At 38.4% G+C, this 17,778-nt stretch carries 13 protein-coding genes; 2 read left to right on the forward strand and 11 right to left on the reverse strand.

Annotated elements, in window-relative coordinates; translation table 11 throughout:
- Positions 1 to 100 precede the first annotated feature (100 nt).
- Together ACKPCA_RS13575 and ACKPCA_RS13580 are read left to right on the forward strand one after the other, a co-directional pair.
- Positions 101 to 463, forward strand: a complete 363-nt coding sequence (locus ACKPCA_RS13575; protein WP_321279547.1) for a hypothetical protein — start codon at positions 101 to 103, stop codon at positions 461 to 463.
- A gap of 91 nt (positions 464 to 554) precedes the next feature.
- Positions 555 to 2,792 carry a TonB-dependent receptor domain-containing protein gene (locus ACKPCA_RS13580; protein ID WP_321279548.1) on the forward strand — a complete coding sequence of 746 codons (2,238 nt, stop codon included), beginning with the start codon at positions 555 to 557 and terminating at the stop codon, positions 2,790 to 2,792.
- Between the two features lies 1 nt (position 2,793).
- Here ACKPCA_RS13580 and ACKPCA_RS13585 read toward each other — a convergent pair whose 3' ends face one another.
- The 11 genes from ACKPCA_RS13585 to ACKPCA_RS13635 all read right to left on the reverse strand — a co-directional run bounded on the left by ACKPCA_RS13585 (position 2,794) and on the right by ACKPCA_RS13635 (position 17,773).
- Positions 2,794 to 4,218: a bifunctional metallophosphatase/5'-nucleotidase gene (locus ACKPCA_RS13585; RefSeq protein WP_321279549.1), complete on the reverse strand. Its 1,425-nt coding sequence runs from the start codon at positions 4,216 to 4,218 to the stop codon at positions 2,794 to 2,796.
- A 64-nt stretch (positions 4,219 to 4,282) separates the two neighbouring features.
- On the reverse strand, positions 4,283 to 6,115 hold the full coding sequence (cbiD, locus tag ACKPCA_RS13590; protein WP_321279550.1) for a cobalt-precorrin-5B (C(1))-methyltransferase CbiD: 1,833 nt from the start codon (positions 6,113 to 6,115) through the stop codon (positions 4,283 to 4,285).
- Between the two features lie 182 nt (positions 6,116 to 6,297).
- Positions 6,298 to 8,070 carry a precorrin-4 C(11)-methyltransferase gene (cobM, locus tag ACKPCA_RS13595; RefSeq protein ID WP_321279551.1) on the reverse strand — a complete coding sequence of 591 codons (1,773 nt, stop codon included), beginning with the start codon at positions 8,068 to 8,070 and terminating at the stop codon, positions 6,298 to 6,300.
- A gap of 236 nt (positions 8,071 to 8,306) precedes the next feature.
- Positions 8,307 to 9,497 (reverse strand): precorrin-6y C5,15-methyltransferase (decarboxylating) subunit CbiE, encoded by a 1,191-nt coding sequence (gene cbiE / locus ACKPCA_RS13600; protein ID WP_321279552.1) that lies wholly within the window; start codon positions 9,495 to 9,497, stop codon positions 8,307 to 8,309.
- Positions 9,498 to 10,142: 645 nt separating this feature from the next.
- On the reverse strand, positions 10,143 to 11,546 hold the full coding sequence (gene cobJ, locus ACKPCA_RS13605) for a precorrin-3B C(17)-methyltransferase (protein WP_321279553.1): 1,404 nt from the start codon (positions 11,544 to 11,546) through the stop codon (positions 10,143 to 10,145).
- Positions 11,539 to 12,228 carry a precorrin-2 C(20)-methyltransferase gene (cobI, locus tag ACKPCA_RS13610; RefSeq protein WP_321279554.1) on the reverse strand — a complete coding sequence of 230 codons (690 nt, stop codon included), beginning with the start codon at positions 12,226 to 12,228 and terminating at the stop codon, positions 11,539 to 11,541. Before cobI ends, cobJ begins: the two co-directional genes overlap by 8 nt.
- Positions 12,225 to 13,544 carry a cobyrinate a,c-diamide synthase gene (locus ACKPCA_RS13615; protein ID WP_321279555.1) on the reverse strand — a complete coding sequence of 440 codons (1,320 nt, stop codon included), beginning with the start codon at positions 13,542 to 13,544 and terminating at the stop codon, positions 12,225 to 12,227. Before ACKPCA_RS13615 ends, cobI begins: the two co-directional genes overlap by 4 nt.
- A 236-nt stretch (positions 13,545 to 13,780) precedes the next feature.
- Complete coding sequence (locus ACKPCA_RS13620) at positions 13,781 to 14,590, reverse strand: nitrilase-related carbon-nitrogen hydrolase (RefSeq protein WP_321279556.1); 810 nt, start codon at positions 14,588 to 14,590, stop codon at positions 13,781 to 13,783.
- On the reverse strand, positions 14,587 to 15,606 hold the full coding sequence (locus ACKPCA_RS13625) for an ABC transporter ATP-binding protein (RefSeq protein ID WP_321279557.1): 1,020 nt from the start codon (positions 15,604 to 15,606) through the stop codon (positions 14,587 to 14,589). Before ACKPCA_RS13625 ends, ACKPCA_RS13620 begins: the two co-directional genes overlap by 4 nt.
- A 2-nt stretch (positions 15,607 to 15,608) precedes the next feature.
- Entirely contained in the window at positions 15,609 to 16,655 is a 1,047-nt protein-coding gene (locus ACKPCA_RS13630) for a FecCD family ABC transporter permease (protein ID WP_120240799.1), read from the reverse strand.
- Complete coding sequence (locus tag ACKPCA_RS13635; protein WP_321279558.1) at positions 16,652 to 17,773, reverse strand: ABC transporter substrate-binding protein; 1,122 nt, start codon at positions 17,771 to 17,773, stop codon at positions 16,652 to 16,654. Before ACKPCA_RS13635 ends, ACKPCA_RS13630 begins: the two co-directional genes overlap by 4 nt.
- Positions 17,774 to 17,778: the final 5 nt, after the last annotated feature.

A 17,778-nucleotide genomic window follows, 5' to 3' on the forward strand; every position in this document is an offset into this window, starting at 1 on the left:
CTTGCTTTGGTTTTTACATCTATTTTTTTGATTTAAAATCTTTATATTTACTATTTATCCATCCGAATTATAATACTTATTGAAACATTTCCTCACATACATGTTAATACTGATACTTTCCGTTCAATCAACCGGGAATATCATTATCATACTACATTATAAGTTTAATCAGGACTTTTATGCTTCGGTTTGTGAAAACAAGGACAAACCAGAAATGGAGTGTAATGGGAAATGTCATCTTAAAAAACAACTAAAGCAACAAGAGGAAAATGAGTCGGAAAAGAAAAAAATCAATATCGAAAAAGAGAACTTAAACTTCATTTCAACCTGTTTTGATTTAATTCCTACTCCTAAAATTTCAATCGCTCCAACTGATGTAAATCTTCCCCATTTTCAGCTCATAAAAAAGCATGTGTCAGATATTTTTCATCCTCCACAACAAAGCTCATTTTTATTTTTTTAATGGCCTCAATATTGTAAATGCTACAGTATTGCGATTTTTTGTGCACTAATAATTCTGATGCACAATAGTTTCGAACACATAAAAATGAAGGATGAAAAAAATAATTACTGCCTGTATGCTATGCATTTACATACAGGTTTATTCTCAAAATACAATTCAGTTATTAGATCAGGAAACTGATCATCCCATTGCATTTGCTCACTTTCTTTATCAAAATCAGAAAGGAAACACCAATGCAAATGGTGAATTTACAATCAAACATATTGAAGGTGAAAAGCTATACCTATCGCATGTAAACTATGGAAAAGTTTCACTTACCGATAGTGAATTAAAAGCTGTATTACAATCGGGCAAGCTTTATATGAACAAAACCTACATTAGTTTGTTACCAACCACTATCATTGCGCGAAAAAGGACAGCAAAAGAATCTGAAACCATGCAAATCCGTTCAAGCGATAAATTATCGCATGATGCTGGTGAATTCTTAAGTCAATCGGGTTTAATTGGTGGAATCCGTAAAAGTGGAAGTTATGGTTTCGATCCTGTAATGCGAGGTTTCAAATACGATCAGTTAAACATTGTAATGGATAATGGAATGAATGCTACTGCAGCTTGTCCCAACCGAATGGATCCTCCCATTAGTCAAATTCCATTAAACATGGTTGACAGGGTAGAAATCATGAAAGGTCCTCATTCGTTACGATATGGTAGTTCCTTTGGTGGCAGCATCCATTTCAAATCATCGACCAACGGGTTTGCTGATAAAACAAGAACGTTTGGTCGCGCTACCGGAAGCTACGAAAGCAATGGAGAAATATTCAGAACCGAAGCTTTGGCAGGTGCCAAAGGCAAGTTCTACAATTTCGGTATTTTTGGAGCGTACAGCGAGGGTTCAGATTATGAAGATGGCAATGGCGATAAAGTGGCTTCAGGTTTTAACAGAAGAAACATTGGACTTGCAGCCAACTTTAAACTTTCCAATTCTCAAAATATACAAGTATCTGCCAATAGCAACTATGCCGAAGATGTTGATTTTCCAGCATTAAATATGGATTTGCGAGAAGATGACACCAAGATGATCAGTCTTAGCCACAAAATCACTTTCAAAAATTCGGCCTTGGCTTCCATTTCAACATCGGCAAACGCATCATTCGTTGATCATGAAATGGATAATCTGACAAAGAATTTAAATCCACGAAAAGTAAATGCCATTACCGAAGCTGAAACAAAAAATTACGCTTTTAGATCGGAAGCAGCATTTCAATTTAAGGAAAGTTCGTTGTTCGCAGGTATCGATTACAAAAAGGAGGAAGCGGATGGCACTCGTTCTCGTGAAATGTTAATGGGACCAATGGCAGGCAAAACAGTTTACGACAACATTTGGCAAGACAGTAAAATTGAAAAAATCGGTATTTTTGGAGAGTATCACTTTGCGGTAAATGAGACTTATTTCATCGCCTCAACAAGGTTAGAAAACAATTTGGCTGAAAGCAAAGATAAAGCTGAAAACTTTAGCAGTATCAATCCAAATGATCCCTCAGATGAATTCGATTTCTCTTTTAGTATTGGAGCTAGCAAAGATTTATCGGAAAACCTTAGAATGGGGATTTGGTTTGGAAGAGCAGAAAGAAGTGGAAGTTTAACCGAACGATTCATCAACCACATACCTGTTGATGTTGATCCTTACGAAAGAGTTGGAAATCCTGATTTAGCCCCAGAAATCAACTGCCAAATTGATTATAATATTAATTGGAATACGAAATATTTCTCCTTGAATATTAACCTGTTTAATTCTTGGTTACGAGATTACATCAGCTCTGAAATCAGACCAGATCTTACCTCATTAATGGCTACGGCACCTGGAGTAAAACAATTTGTAAATATCAATAAGGCTGTGATGCGAGGATTCGAAATTGGTTTTAATCAATCCATCACAAATCATTTGTATCACAGATTGAATCTGGCATATACCTACGGTAAAAACAAGATGATCAATCAGCCATTGCCTGAAATTCCTCCTTTGGATATTCGATACAGCTTGGGGGCACATTTTTGCAAACAAAAGTTTACGCCTGAATTGATGGTAAGATATGCAGCCAAGCAAGATCGAATTTCTGAAAATTATGGTGAGACTAAAACACCGGATTTTACCGTTTTGGATTTTAAGGCAAGCTATTTGTTTTCTGACAATATTCAGATCATTGGAGGAATCAGAAATTTATTTGATGAAGCTTACTACGAGCACTTGAATAGATCGGTAAAAGGCAGCAACCAGGCAATTTATGCACCAGGCAGAAGCTTTTACCTTACACTTAGTTTGAATCTTTAAACTATTCTCGAACAATAACAAATCGTCCTTGTACCTTCGGGTGCAAGGCTTTTTGTTTTTTACAATACTGGCGCAATACTTCGTAGTCCTCTTTGGCTTTCAAATCTGTTTCATTAATTAAAATATCACAATCCACATCAAGCTTTTTCAAAAAGTAATTGTTTAATGAAACTGTCAACAATTCATCATCAGATAGAGAATCACCTTTCCATTCTACATGAATTGAATCTGTTTTCTGATCATATTGATACGAAATTCCTGACACATGCAGCAATTGTCCTTTGGTATTCCCTGCATATTTCTTTAGCAAAGATTTGAGTTCCTTTCCTTTTATTAGTATCTGGCAAATTTTATTACCAAATGGCAACAATGATCGGGCCGACTTTATAGTAAAATCACCTTTGGGAATATCAGCTCTAATTCCACCTCCATTAATTAAGCCAACATCAGATTTGTACCATTCCCTATAGGCATCGCTTACCAAATTTCCAGCTGCACTTTCCTTGGTAATCCCATCTCTAAAATTCAACGGAACTTCCAGGTAAGAAATTTTTTCAGCCAATTTCAGTTCCATGTCTCTTTTATAGTAGATTTCCATATCTCGCAAATACTTTTCCGATACAATATTTTCATCTAATGGAATAATTTCAATTAAAAGTCTTTCACCTTTTTGCAAACTAATCTTGGCAACCGAACTCATGTTGCCTGCGGTAGCCACAATGGGCTTGTTTCCTTTGTAGAACACATTGCTTTCGTATTCGTATTGCTCCTCGGTAAGCACCAAATCAATATCCGGAAATTGTTCCAAAAGCTTTCTATTGGTTTCTAAATCCGTTTGGGTAATGGCAATTAAAAAGTCAACATTTTGGAGGTCTTCGATAATATCAGAAATCGCAATTGATAAATCTTCCTGTATTACTCGATTGCTTTTCATGGTAGAATTCATTGCATCGGTTAAACCGATAAATGCAATTTTAATTCCACCAATTTTCTTAATCAGATACTTTGGTAACTTGCCAAAAGGCTCACCATCTCTGTTTTTCAGATTAGAGCTAAACCATTCCGATTTTGATTTACTTAAAAGTTCCAATATATGATCTACCCCAAAATCAAACTCGTGCTGACCAAAATTACAGATGTCGACAGGAATTTCATTAAAAGCCTCAATCATAGGCAAACCTTTGTACATTCCGCCAAACAGAACACCACCACACAAATCGCCACCATGAATTACAAGGGTATTTGCATTACCCGATTTGCTTTCATCTACAATGGTCTTCAAACGAGCCACTCCACCTCGGCCTCCTTCTACATCATCAACAGGAAAAATCCGGTGAGCATCGGTAAAGTAAAGAATATCTACCTTTTGAGCTGATAAATTGATATTTACCAGAAGTAATAGCAGTATTATTAAAGGTCTGTGCATCAGGATCTATTTTTCACCAAAATTACAAAAATGATAAGCTTATTACATTAATGAATTATCAATTTTAATTCACGATAATCATTCCCTCATCGCCAACCAAAAGAAATAACTGTATTGAGCAAGAATCATTTAACAGCTGTTGACAATTTTTTAAGCATTTCTGAGCTACCAAATTGTAGAATGCTTCATTCTCTGAAAACGGAATGATATCCAAAATGGCATTGGCCAACTTCAACCCCTTAATTTGATTTTGGATTTCATCAGAATATCCAGCTTGTTTGGATAAATCAGCAACAAAATCAGCATTAAAAACCACATTCTTGCTGTGGGTATTCAAGTTTCCTTCTGCAAGCTTTACTGATTTTCCGAACATGATGGCCACATTGATTTTCTCCATTCCCTCATCAACTGCTAACTTTATGGTATCGCCAACCAAGTTGCCAAAGTGAATGTAGGCTACCTGTGGCAAGTGTGAAAATTTATCTTTCAGCCTGTTTTCACTTCTCTTTCCTGAGGTTAAAACAATTTCGGTGCACTGGTTTCCTTTGGCCACTTTCACCTGTTGTTTAATACTGGCCAAAAAGGCTTCATTCGATAAAGGTTTTACAATTCCCGTTGTCCCGATAATTGAAATGCCACCTTCCACTCCAATTCTTGGATTAAAAGTTTGCTTGGCCAACTCTTCTCCTTCAGGAATAAAGGCCTTCACCTCAAAAGCCAAGTCCATTTCGTATTGTTCAGACAATTTTTCCAAAAGATTGGAAACCATTTTTCGTGGAACCGGATTAATGGCTGGTTCACCAACAGGAACCTGAAGACCAGGCAAAGTAACCATTCCTACACCTTTTCCTCTTACAAACTGAACTCCTGTCTGTTCGGAAAATGATAATTCACAACCGATTTCTTTGCCATGAATCACATCCGGATCATCACCTGCATCTTTTATTACCACACAGGAAGCTGAATTACTTGATAAGTTTTCTGGAAAAATAGCATATCTGGTTTTTTCTCCTCCCGGTAGATCAACCTCAACCCATTGGGGGAATTTCTTTTCTGCCAAGGCAATAAAACAGGCTTTTGTGGCAGCAGTTAAGCAGGTTCCGGTAGTAAAACCGCTTCTCAATTGGCCTTCAACCTTTAGACTCGTTTTCTTTACCTGATAAAATTGCTGCAGGAAAGCTTTAGATTCATCCACCACATAATCGAAAGCAGGCAATTCTGGTCGCTTCACTACCCATAAAGGTATTTTCACCTGTTCGGCAACTTTCTCTTTTGTTTCAAACAAACCCGATTCTCCACTCTCTTTCGAAAGTAAAATTTCAGCATTCAACTTCTTTGTTAAAATCGCCAATTCCTCAACTCCTGCCTTTGGATCCATTGGAATTACATACTGATAATCCAAATCGGTTTCCCTAGCTTTTTGGCGACTAAGATCGGTATCCAATATCCTGAAATAACAAGTTCGTTCATCCCAAAGTGGCCTTAGTTTGTTAATGGTTTGAACACCTGTTAAGGCCAATATGTTCTGATAATCTTTCTGCAAAAGAGTCTCAGTCATGCTCTCGTAGGAATCGAACAAGCGCACCTGTTTCGACGATTTGATTTCTGGAAACTTTCGCTCGTAGCGAATGGTTGAGATTCCCAATTCCTGAGCTGCCCGATAAATGTTATCATGCAAATAAACGGCAAAAGGGTGAGCCGCATCAACAATCAATCGAATGCCATTGGTTTGGCAGAACTCTTTGATTTTAGTGCTATCCATATCACCAAAAACACGCTCGCCTTTAATTTGTTTGTGCGAATCGGTTTTTGTGGAATAAAAGTATTGCTGACCTATAATGTCGAATAGTTCAGCAACTCTCTTTCCTTCTGTTGTTCCGCCAAAAATAAGAACCATAAGTTTTTGCGTTTCTATATGAATGTTTCCCTTTTCAAGGGAAACCGTCGACAGACTAAAGGGTGAATTCCTTAAAAATCTAATCAATAGCACCCCTCTCCCTGTCGGGATCTCCCCTAAAAGGGGAGAATTCAAAATTTTTATTGAGAACCTCACTTAAAGTGAGACCCTCAAAGTAAGTTTTATTTTCCTTCACGAAATGCGTGAGTAAATTTCTTATCGTACAGTTTTGAAAATCCCGATCGGTTGTCAATGGCTTTTCCCACAACAATCATGGTAGTCATTTTCAAATTGTTTTCCTCTACTGTTTTTGCCAAAGTTTCCAGTGTACAACGGTAGATTTTTTCATCCTTCCAGGTTAATTTGTAGCAAACCGCCACAGGTGTTTCCGGTGGATAATGCTCCGAAAGTTGTGCCTGAACTTTTTCGGCAATAGAAGCACTCAGGTAAATACACATTGTACTTTGCGATCGGGCCAATTTGTTCAATTGCTCACGATCTGGCATTGGCGTTCTTCCCTCTCCACGAGTCAAAATGATGGTTTGTACCTCCTCCGGAATGGTAAATTGTGACTCCAAAGCCGCTGCTGCTGCCTGGAATGAAGAAATTCCCGGAGTAATGTGATAATTCCATTTCAGTTGATCCATAATGGCCATTTGTTCTTGAATGGCACCATAAATACAAGGATCACCAGTATGCAAACGCACCACAAACAATCCACGATCGTAATATGGTTTCATGCTTTCAATCTGAGTGATCAAATCCATGCCAGCCGAGCTTTTTACCACACATCCAGGCTTTGCATAGTTGGTCAGTTCTTTAGGAACCAAGCTGCCTGCATACAGAATCATATCGGCCGTTTGAAGCATTCTTTTTCCACGAACTGAAACCAGTTCAGGATCACCGGGACCTGCCCCAACAAACTCTACAAAACCTTTACGCTCGCTATTCTTATCCATTGCCAAAGCAAAAGTGAAGTGTTTATCACCAGCCTTTGCTTTTTGTTTTTCTACCAACAAAGCATTTCCTGAAAGATGCATGGCTGCAGCTTCGGAAACGCTGTAACTTCCGGTTACCACGCTTACTTTTTGCGATGGATTAGGAACATCATATCCTGACAATACATCCTCACCAAATGTGTTCATTGGAATGTTCCATTTTTCGGATAATTCAATCAATGCCTTTTCATTGGCTTTTAAGTCAACCGTTCCGATAGCAGCAATCGATAATGGAGAAATTTGCTGCGATTCCAATTTCGAAAGCAATTCCATTTCGAAAGCCTCAAAAGGAAGATCGCGCTGACAACCTACGCCCAATTGCACAACTTTAGGACGGTAGTAAATCACTTTAGCTCCAAAATCGTGAACAAATGGTGTTACTGCCAAAACAAGCTGGTACTCTTCCAGCTTTATTTCATCCGCACTAAAAAACACATCTACATGATCCGGTTTTTCTGTTTCCAAAACCAGACTTCCTTTATCGCGCATCTCAAGCAGCAAAGCGGTTTTCTGTTTGTTCACAAAAGCTGCCATCAATTGGGTAAGATTGCCCTTGCAATCCAGGGTCCAATTGTGTTTTTCCGGCAATAAATCCAATGCCCACAAGCCTGATGTATCGCTAACGGTAGTAACAACAGGTGTTGCTCCCAACAGACGAGAAATATCTTCCGCCAATTGATTTGCCCCACCCAAATGTCCCGACACAACAGGTTGAACAAATTGTCCGTTGGCATCGATATTGATCACCGCAGGATCTGTTTTTTTATCATTTAAAAAAGCGGCAATCTCGCGCACGCAAATGCCCAACGCTCCAATAAAAATTAACGCTTCGTATTTGTTCCAAAGCTCTTCGTAGTTCTTTGGCGAGCGCATAATTTCAGCCTCAAATCCATTATTTGTAATGTGTTTGGCAAGTGACTCCCCCTTATCGGAATGTGTGATTATTATTTTTGACATGATGTATTTTGTTCTGTTTTGGTCTTTACTTACTACTTATTGTTTCTCGTTGGTTACTGAAAAAAAGCATCTCCCGTTTCAAATTAAATTTTTCCCTTTTAGGGAAAATGTCGATAGACAAAAGGGTGAATTTTGGAAAACAATACACCCTCCCTGTCGGGATCTCCCCTAAAAGGGGAGAATTCTTTTTTTTTTATTGAGAGCCTCACTTAAAGTGAGACCCTCAAAGCATATATCTAATTTTCTTTTATTTTCTCAGCTACTAAAATGGTTATCGGATTAAATTCATCCACACTTACCAGCATTTCATGCTTCATTCGATATGACATTTTTTCGCACCATTGTTTAAATCCCAATTTGCTTTTTTCGCTTACCGAATTGAATCCAATGATTCCCCCTTCCAACAAATGCAAATGAATATCATCCAGTACCTCATCCATTTTTCCACCATAACCGCCAACAAAAACGGCATCTGGTTTTTCTATTTCTGCCTTATCGGTTTGCAAATAATCTCCAATAAAAATATCGATTCCCGGTGTTTGGAAGGTTTCTGTATTGCGCTGAATGATCCCTCTTGACTCTTCACGAATCTCAAAAGATTTTACCTTCAAATGCGGATGGTTCAATCGAGCTTCGATGGAAACACTTCCCGTGCATGCTCCCACATCCCAAAACACCTTTTTATTTTGCAATTCCATTAAGGCAAGGGTTGCCAAACGAATGGGCATTTTGGTGATCATTTTTGGTCGACCATCCAAGGGTTCAAAATCTCTTTCTTTAATTCCCTTTTTAGGAATCGCCTCATCGGTTTTTTCCAGGTAAAAGCAATTCGGATGATTAAAATCCAAACTCAAGGCTTCTTCCAAGCTCAACTCCTTTACAAGTTCCCTTTCGCCTCCCAAGCGCTCACCATAGTACATTTTGTAGTTCGAATATCCATATTGTAACATTCGCTCGGCAATGCTTTTGGGCGTATTTTTTCTATCGGTAAGAATTCCCATTCTCTCCTGACCTCTAATCAATGCCTGATCGAATCGCTCGAAAGATCGGCCGGTAAGCGTAATAGTTTGAAACTCGCCGTAAGGCAATTTAAAACGATGTGCCAGCAATTGCAGGGAATTAAAATCAGGAAGAATATCAAGCTCTGCATTGGGAATCTCACGTTTTAATGTAATGCCAATCCCATAAAACAATGGGTCGCCCGAAGCAAACACAATCCAATCACTGTTGGAATGGTTTATGGCATCGTATAGTGTTGACAAGGGCACTACAATATCATGCCAATGGTGTTGCTCTGGCAGATAATCTCCCACCAATTCACGATGACGACTTCCTCCTGCAAAATATTTTCCCAATTGAATCAGAGTCAACTCCTTCTTTGTAAAATCAGGAGTTAAATCTGATATTCCTATGATGCTTATTTTCATTTCGTTCTCGCTGATTCACGCAAATCTACACGCAGATTCACGCTGATAAATATTTTAAGCTTATTTACAACTCATTTCATTTAGGTCTCGCTGATCTTCTCAAATTTTAATTTGATGTTCTGACTCTAAGTCAGGATACCAATAGTTCACTTTATCTACTCATTTTCAAAATGAGTGTTTCCCTTTTAGGGAAACTGTCGACAGACTAAAGGGTGAGATAAGACAAATATAATCCAAAATACACCCCTCTCCCTGTCGGGATCTCCCCTAGAAGGAGAGAATTCAAACATTTAACTGTCTACAAATTATTTATTCATATATTCCCAACAAAATTCTGCGAGACCCTTACAATTCCTATTTAGGTAAAGCTTTTTTATTTTTTTTGCGATGCCTGTTTAGGCAAAACTCAAAATATGACTTTATATCCCTTACCTGTTTGGGTAAAGCCAAAAAAATTCAATTTTTAACCTTTACCTGTTTAAGCAAAGTATGAAAAATTGATTTTTCGCTGTTTACCTATTTAGGGAAAGCATGAAAAGTTGACTTTTTGACCTTTGCCTGTTTAAGGAAAGCACGAAAAATTATTTTTTTGCTGTTTACCTATTTAGGTAAAGCAAAATATTAACTTTTTAAAATACCTAAAATCTATAATCCCTCACCCGGATGCATTTGTTCCGCTTCGCTCCAGCTTAAAATGGCATTGATAATGGTTGCTGCCACATTGCTTCCTCCTTTTCTGCCATTTACAAAAACTGCAGGAACATCCGGACAACCATATTTTAACTGCCATTTACTTTCTTTTACATTTACAAAACCAACCGGAGCTGCAATCACTCCCGCAGGATTTGCTTTTCCATTGCGAATGAATTTAATCAACTCGATTAATGCAGTTGGTGCATTTCCGAATGCAAAAATGGCGTCGGGATGCTCTTCTACTGCCAACTGGATTCCAGCCTGAGTTCTTGTAATATTTTTCTGCGAAGCCATTTCAGCCACGCGCTCATCATCCAAATAACATTTAATTTCAAGACCTAATTTGGCTGCCGTTGCTCTGCGAATTCCTCTTGTCACCATCGATACATCGGTAACAATAACTGGTGGTTTTCCCGAATAAAATTTCTCGTGCAATTGCTCCACCACATTATTGCTCAGCTCAACCGATTCGTTCAATTTAAAATCGGCAGTCGTGTGAATACAATGCAATGCCACCCACACATGAGCCAACGATTTATCTGTGATATCGATATGATCCAAAATGGTTTGGAAACTTGCGTTCATGATACGGCGTCCAAGCTTGTCCTGGCTATTGTTTTGATTAGCATAGTAACCTCTTGGTGTTACCATCTTGCCTTGAGCCTTAAAAGTTTGGCTGTTACCAATCACCACAACGGTAAACATATCGGCTTTGGTCACATCCAATTCGGCAAGGGTAATTACCTCAATGCTCTCATCTTCTCTTCCCACATTTCGGGCAATTCCAACTGGAGTTTCAGGCGAACGTACTTCCAGGAACAATTCCCTCAACCTCATCAATTGCCAGAATCTGCCTTTGCTTAAGGGATTGTAAACCGCTGTTACAAAATCGGCATTAGCTGCAGCTACAATTCTTTTCTCAATTTTTTCCCATGGGGTTAACAAATCCGACATGGAAATGGAACAAAAGTCGTGTCCCAGAGGTGCTCCCAATTTTGATGCGGCTGCAAACATGGCAGAGATTCCCGGAACTACTTCCAAATCAACATCCGAAGCTTTTTCTGCTTTCATTTCCCAAAGCAAAGGCGCCATTCCGTAAACACCAGAATCGCCACTACTAATTACAGCTACGGTTTTTCCTGATTCGGCTATTTCAAATGCTTTCTCTGCTCGTTGGCGCTCTTTTTTCATACCCGTATCAATCAGCTCTTTTCCTCCTGACAACTGCTTGATGTGTTCAAAATAAAAGCTGTAACCAACAATCACTTCTGCTTCCTGAATGGCTTGCAAAGCCTGTGGAGTAAGGAATTTCTCATTCCCTGGTCCAATTCCTATGCTATATATTTTCTTAGGCATAAATTATAATTAATGAAAAGTAAGGTATTGTTCGCAACTTTAAATCCTGAACATTACTTGTGGAATACTGTTGCGGTGTTCCCACACGTTCGATATAATAAAATGATCTATTTTGTTTCTCAAGAAAATCACTCCAGTTATCGAGCACACTCATTTTCATTACAACCAGTGTTTGATTTTCTTTCAACGCTTCTTCTATTTCCTCAAAACCTTTTGGTCGGGCAATTACCTTTAAGGCCTGATCGCCTTCGGTAACCGATTTTTCTCCTTCGGCTCCTGTCGCTATAAAAGCAGGTATTCCGGGAATTACTTTACAGTCAACATTTGCTTCTTGTGCTATCTTTAAAATGTATCCAAAAGTGCTATAAAAAAGAGCATCGCCTTCGGAAACCACAGCTACATTTTTTCCTTTTTTCAATTCTTCATGAATCTCATCAAAGGCTTTTTGGTAATGCATCTCCCTGTTTTTCCCTGTCATGGGAATCACAAGCGGCAAACACTCGGTTTCTATATTCAACTGCTTTAATATATCGTATGAAAAGGAAATTACTTTCGATTCCTTTATGCTCGATGCCGGATAAAAAATAAGATCCGCATTCTGAAGTGACTTTAAACCCTTAAGTGTAATCAATTCCGGATCACCAGGTCCTAACGCAACTCCAATTAATTTTCCCAAACTCATAATCCCAATTCTTTTATCATTTGCAACATTTTCTCTCTTTTTCCCAAGTACAGGTGCATGTAGGAAGCCCAACAATTCTTTCTTCTGAATACAGGCATTTCAACATCGCGCCCTCTTGCCGTTTTGGCCTGATAATTTGCACTGGCTTTTTCCTCTCCAATCAGATTTGAATAATGAAACTCGTGTCCTTTTATACTGATATCCTTTCCTTTCAAATCGCGATATCCCAAGTTTAGCTTCATATTTTCAAAGGAAGTATCAAAGTCAAAAACACCAGTCATTTGATATGTTTCTCCTTCTTTGGTAATGATATTTTTTCCCAGATACATCATTCCACCACATTCAGCTATCAAAGCTTTGCCACTTTCAATATACTCGGCAATGGCCTGTTTCATTTTATCATTGTTCCCCAATTGCTCTGCAAACAACTCCGGATATCCGCCCGGCAACCAAAGCAAATCTGCCTCGGGCAATTCTTCATCGTTCAATGGACTAAATTCAACCACTTCTCCCAATTCTGCCAAAACATCACGGTTTGCCTGATAGGAAAAGTTGAAAGCCTCATCGTGAGCCAAAGCAATTTTAAATTGCTTCTTTGTATCTATATTTTGATTTGTTAATGGCTGAATTTCCTTCTGCGTAATTTCCAGAAGCAAATCAATATCAACATGATTCTCCAGCAATTCAGCCGCAACATTTACGATTTCTCGATTTTGATTCTCACCCGGAAGGTGTAATCCCAAGTGTCTTGATTCTATGGCCAGTCTTTGGTCACGCGGCATGTAGCCCAGTACATGAACACCTGCATCTATGGCAGCTTCTTTTAAAAACTGGAAGTGCGATTCACTGGCAACCTTGTTAAAAATAACTCCTGCCAGATTTATGCTTTTATCGAAATTCTTAAATCCATACAATAAAGGAGCTACAGAATAAGCCGTACTCGATGCATCCACAACCAAAATCACTGGCAGATCAAGCAAGCGGGCAACTGCCGCCGAACTTCCAACATCTTTTTGAGCTCCGTCGAACAAGCCCATTACCCCTTCGGCAATGGAAACATTTGCCATAGCAGCATGCTGAGTAAATGTTTGTTGAACATGATCCTCATCTGTCATCCACATGTCCAGATTGTATGATGGCTGACCTGCAATTTTAGTATGGTGCATGGGATCGATATAATCGGGTCCGCATTTAAAGGGCTGAACCTTCAATCCTCTATTCACCAATGCCTGCATTAGTCCAAGTGTAATCATGGTTTTACCAGAATTACTCTTTGGTGCTGCAATTAAAAAAGCATTTGTATCTATTTTATCCATTATTCAAATCCAGGTTTTGAAAATTACTTTTATATCCTTTTGCTCAATTAAAATTGTCATCTCATTTTCGAGATGAGTTTTTCCCTCTCAGGGAAAATGTCGACAGACAAAAGGGTGAAATAAGAAACTCAACTAAACACCCCTCTCCCTGTCGGGATCTCCCCTAGAAGGGGAGAATTTCAAATTGAACTGATTCCTTTCTCTTTTTACGTTCTTACTACATAAAGAAAACTTGATTAACTTTTATAGTATTCTCTTAACCAATCCGTTCGTTTATGAGCATTAAAGTATGCCATTTTAGATTCTTTTATCCTATTGACTTCATGAAAATCAATATTCGCCACAGCAAATTCATTTTCTTCTACAAAGGATTCTGAAAGCACTTTTCCCTTGGGATCAATAATCAGACTTGCGCAAGGAAAAACCGTTCCTCTTTTATTTGTGGTGACCTGATTGCAAATCATCGCAAAGCAAGAATTATCGTATGCTCTGGCTGGTATATATCTTTTAAATCTTTCAATTTTATCTTGACAAGTTTCTTTTGGAGATGCAAAAGCCATTGCCAATACACTTGCTCCTTTTTGTGCTTGAATGGCACTGATTTCAGGAAAGTGTGTTTCGTAACAAATCTGAATACCTACAAGCATTTCTTTCACAGGAAATACATTTATCTCATCACCTTCAGAGTAAACCTCTTTTTCGGTAATGCTTACATGTGTTTTTCGATGTTTCCCAATAATTTTTCCTCCGTCAAACACAAAATGAGTAATAAAATACTTTTCTCTTTCTTGTTCAGGAAAGCCTACTGCAAATGCTGAATTCGTATTCTTCGATATTTCCATTAAAGATGTAAATAAAGACTCTTTCTCTAGCAATACCGTTTTTAGAATCTCAATATCTCTTATATAGCCAGACAAATTCAACTCTGGGAACAAAATAAAATCTACTCCTTGTGCATCGAAGCTTTTAATCCAATCCATCGTGGTGGATAGATTAAACTCCACATCGCCAATTCTACTTTTTGAACTTACTGCTGCAACTATCATCCCCGATTATTTAGAGTTAGAGTTAGTAAGTTCTCAATGGTTTCCTCTTGTCCCACACATTCTCCATTTTGGAAATACTTAAAACTCGTACTTCCATTTTTGCACACTTCAAGCCAGGTGGTATCTTCCTCTGCTTTGCGTATGGTTTTTATTCCATTTCTGGCAAAAGCTCTTCGAAGCAATACATATTCGAAGCCGTGACCTTTTACTGGAATCTCATGATTGTAGTCATAGCCTACTCTAAACAATCCTGTTTTGTTATCAAACTCAATTCCTTTATTCTGAAAAATGGTTTGAAATTCATTTCTCAATAACAAATCTTCAGGCGTTCCTGTTAACAAGCCTTTGTCTGCTGAAAGTAGCCATAACTTATCTGCCATTTGTAAGGCCAAATCCAAATCGTGGGTTGACATCAAAACTGATTTTCCTGAATTACTTGCGATTTGTCTTAGTAATTGCATGATCTCAACACGAGCGGGCATATCCAAAAAGGCGGTTGGTTCATCAAGAATAATGATCTGAGTATCCTGTGCCAAAGCTTTCGCTATAAACGCCTTTTGTTTTTCTCCATCACTCAAATTCGATAATCGTTCCTTTTTCTTGTGCAGAATCCCACATTTTTCAATGGAAGTGTGAACAATCTCTTTATCCTCATCATTTAAGATTCCGAATGTTCCGGTATACGGACTTCTTCCTAAGCCCACCAATTCTTCTACGGTAGCATTGGGCACAATTACACGATCGGTAAGTACTACAGCTGCCATTTTCGATAATTCCTTTTCGGAAAGCTTTAGCAGATCTTTGCCAAGAAGAGTAGATTCCCCTCCCAATGCAGGTTGAAATCCGCAAATCGTACGAATTAAAGTACTTTTTCCTGTTCCATTCTCGCCCAGTAGACAAACCAATTCGCCAGCAAACATTTTAGCTTGCAATTGATCATGCACCACTTTTGCACGTTTACCTTTTCCGTAACCTATGCACAGCTTGTTGATATCTAGAATCTCTTTTTCTGCCATAACTACTCCAATCGATTTTCTTTTCTACGCTTCCAAATTACCCAAATCACAACTGGTGCTCCAATAAATGCAGTTACCGAATTGATAGGCATTTCCTGCTCCATTCCCGGCATTCGTGCCAAAAGATTACACAATAAGGCTGTTGCTGCTCCCAGCAAGGCCGCGTTTAATATCAAATAAAAATGGTTTGATGTTTTCGATAACAATTTGGCCAAATGTGGTACTGCAACTCCAATAAAAATAATAGGTCCGCAAAAAGAAGTCACAATGGCCGTTAAAAATCCCGAGAAGGCAATAATTAAAAAGCGTGCCCTTTTGATATTCAATCCCAGGTTTGAGGCATAACGATCTCCCAAAGCCAAAAGATTTAAGGACTTGCTTAAGAATGTTGCCAAAATGGAAGGAATTACGGTAATCAAACCAAACATCATGGCTCGCTCGGTTGCCAATCTGCTAAAACTACCTAAACCCCATATCACGTAATTGTAAACATCTTCTTCAGGACTATAGAATTTCAGCAAGCTTACCAATGAACTGCTTAAGTATCCAATCATCACACCAATAATCAGAACACTTAAAGTTCCTCCAATGCGATGCGATATAAAAAGGATCAAAGCCAAAACCAAGGCCGCTCCAATTAAGGATGAAAAAACAACTGCAAAATCTCCCCAAGCCCCCAAGCTGGTAAAAGTAAAGCCCAAAATATTTCCGGTAAATAGCATTACAAAAGCAACACCAAGACTCGAACCAGATGAAATTCCTAGAACCGATGGTCCGGCAAGCGGATTTCGAAACAAAGTTTGCATCAACAAACCTGCTACTCCCAAGGCCATACCTGCCCCCAGAGAAACTATTGTTTGGGGCAATCTTGTTTTAAGAATGATGTTTTCATAAATTCTGTTTACCTCTTCTCCTGTAAACAGGATTGCCTTAATCTCCGACAATGGGATGTGTATGGATCCCAATACAAGATTCAATAAAACTAGAAAAACCAGCAACAATGTTGCCAGTGTAATTACAATTGATATTCTTCCCAATTTATGGATCATTTCAGCCTTTCGTAAAAATAAGGTTTATGCTCCGGCAACAATTCCGGATGAAAAAAGTGAATGTAATCTGCCAATAAAACATCAGGTTTCATACCTGCTTGTTCATAATATGGTTTTTCACGAATGTTGCACAAAATTACATTCTTATTCTGAAATGCATTAAAATCCATATATCTTGGGTCCTGCTCACCCAAATCTTTTAAGCTTAATCCTGATTTTTCGGGATGAATAATTCTCCAAAAATCACATTTGGAAGCCTTGCTGTATATGGTCTCAAAATCTACCGGATAAGCTCCTTGCATATCATCTTTGATAATGTAATCAGCTCCAGCATCGCGAAAATAATGCGCATAAAAACTATTTCCTCCTGGAACATACCAACTTCCCGATCTCATCTTTCCTGAGAAGACTGTTGGTCGCTTTTCAACATTCGAGGCAATTTTTTTTAGGTTTTGATATCGGGATTCAATTCCATTGAAAATAGAATCTGCTTTCTCTTCCTGCCCCACAAAAAGAGCAAGCATTTTAATCCATTCTGCACGTCCCAATGGTGTTTCCTCATTATAGGCAGCCATTGGCACCAAAGGAATCCCAAGGTTTCTCAATACATCGAAACCTCCAACTTTAAACGGAGATACAAATATTACATCCGGATCGAGAGCAGCCAGCATTTCAAGATTAAAGTTTCCTTCTTTGCCAATTCTTTTCACCTTTCCAGCTTCAACCAAGGATTTCATTCCTTCGTGTCGCAGGTAACGACTACTATTTATGGCTACAATATCATCGATATCTTCCAAGGCAAAGAAATAACTTAACTGCGTACTCGAAAGGCAGACAATTCTCTTGCAAGGAACCGGAATGCTATTGGGAATGCCTTTTGCCTTGGCTTTATCTTTTACAAGATTGAAAGTATCAAAAACTCCATCTTCTCCTTTTTTATGAACCTTTACAATGGTATTATCTCCTGATTTTTCAATCTTAAACTCTTTTGCATGCTTTAATGGAATCTCAAAACTCTTCTTTTGTTCATTACCTCTCGATGCGTTTGAAGACTTGTTATTACAAGCATAAAAAAACAAGCTTAAACTTATAGTCAGAAGAAAAATAATCTTTTTCATGATTC

Source organism: Marinifilum fragile, from assembly GCF_963677365.1.
GTDB lineage: Bacteria > Bacteroidota > Bacteroidia > Bacteroidales > Marinifilaceae > Marinifilum > Marinifilum fragile.

Coding starts and splice junctions, on each gene's coding strand:
- ACKPCA_RS13575 (WP_321279547.1), top strand. CDS start 101: ATGTTAATACTGATACTTTCCGTTCAATCAACCGGGAATATCATTATC.
- ACKPCA_RS13580 (WP_321279548.1), top strand. CDS start 555: ATGAAAAAAATAATTACTGCCTGTATGCTATGCATTTACATACAGGTT.
- ACKPCA_RS13585 (WP_321279549.1), bottom strand. CDS start 4,218: ATGCACAGACCTTTAATAATACTGCTATTACTTCTGGTAAATATCAAT.
- cbiD (WP_321279550.1), bottom strand. CDS start 6,115: ATGGTTCTTATTTTTGGCGGAACAACAGAAGGAAAGAGAGTTGCTGAA.
- cobM (WP_321279551.1), bottom strand. CDS start 8,070: ATGTCAAAAATAATAATCACACATTCCGATAAGGGGGAGTCACTTGCC.
- cbiE (WP_321279552.1), bottom strand. CDS start 9,497: ATGAAAATAAGCATCATAGGAATATCAGATTTAACTCCTGATTTTACA.
- cobJ (WP_321279553.1), bottom strand. CDS start 11,546: ATGCCTAAGAAAATATATAGCATAGGAATTGGACCAGGGAATGAGAAA.
- cobI (WP_321279554.1), bottom strand. CDS start 12,228: ATGAGTTTGGGAAAATTAATTGGAGTTGCGTTAGGACCTGGTGATCCG.
- ACKPCA_RS13615 (WP_321279555.1), bottom strand. CDS start 13,544: ATGGATAAAATAGATACAAATGCTTTTTTAATTGCAGCACCAAAGAGT.
- ACKPCA_RS13620 (WP_321279556.1), bottom strand. CDS start 14,590: ATGATAGTTGCAGCAGTAAGTTCAAAAAGTAGAATTGGCGATGTGGAG.
- ACKPCA_RS13625 (WP_321279557.1), bottom strand. CDS start 15,606: ATGGCAGAAAAAGAGATTCTAGATATCAACAAGCTGTGCATAGGTTAC.
- ACKPCA_RS13630 (WP_120240799.1), bottom strand. CDS start 16,655: ATGATCCATAAATTGGGAAGAATATCAATTGTAATTACACTGGCAACA.
- ACKPCA_RS13635 (WP_321279558.1), bottom strand. CDS start 17,773: ATGAAAAAGATTATTTTTCTTCTGACTATAAGTTTAAGCTTGTTTTTT.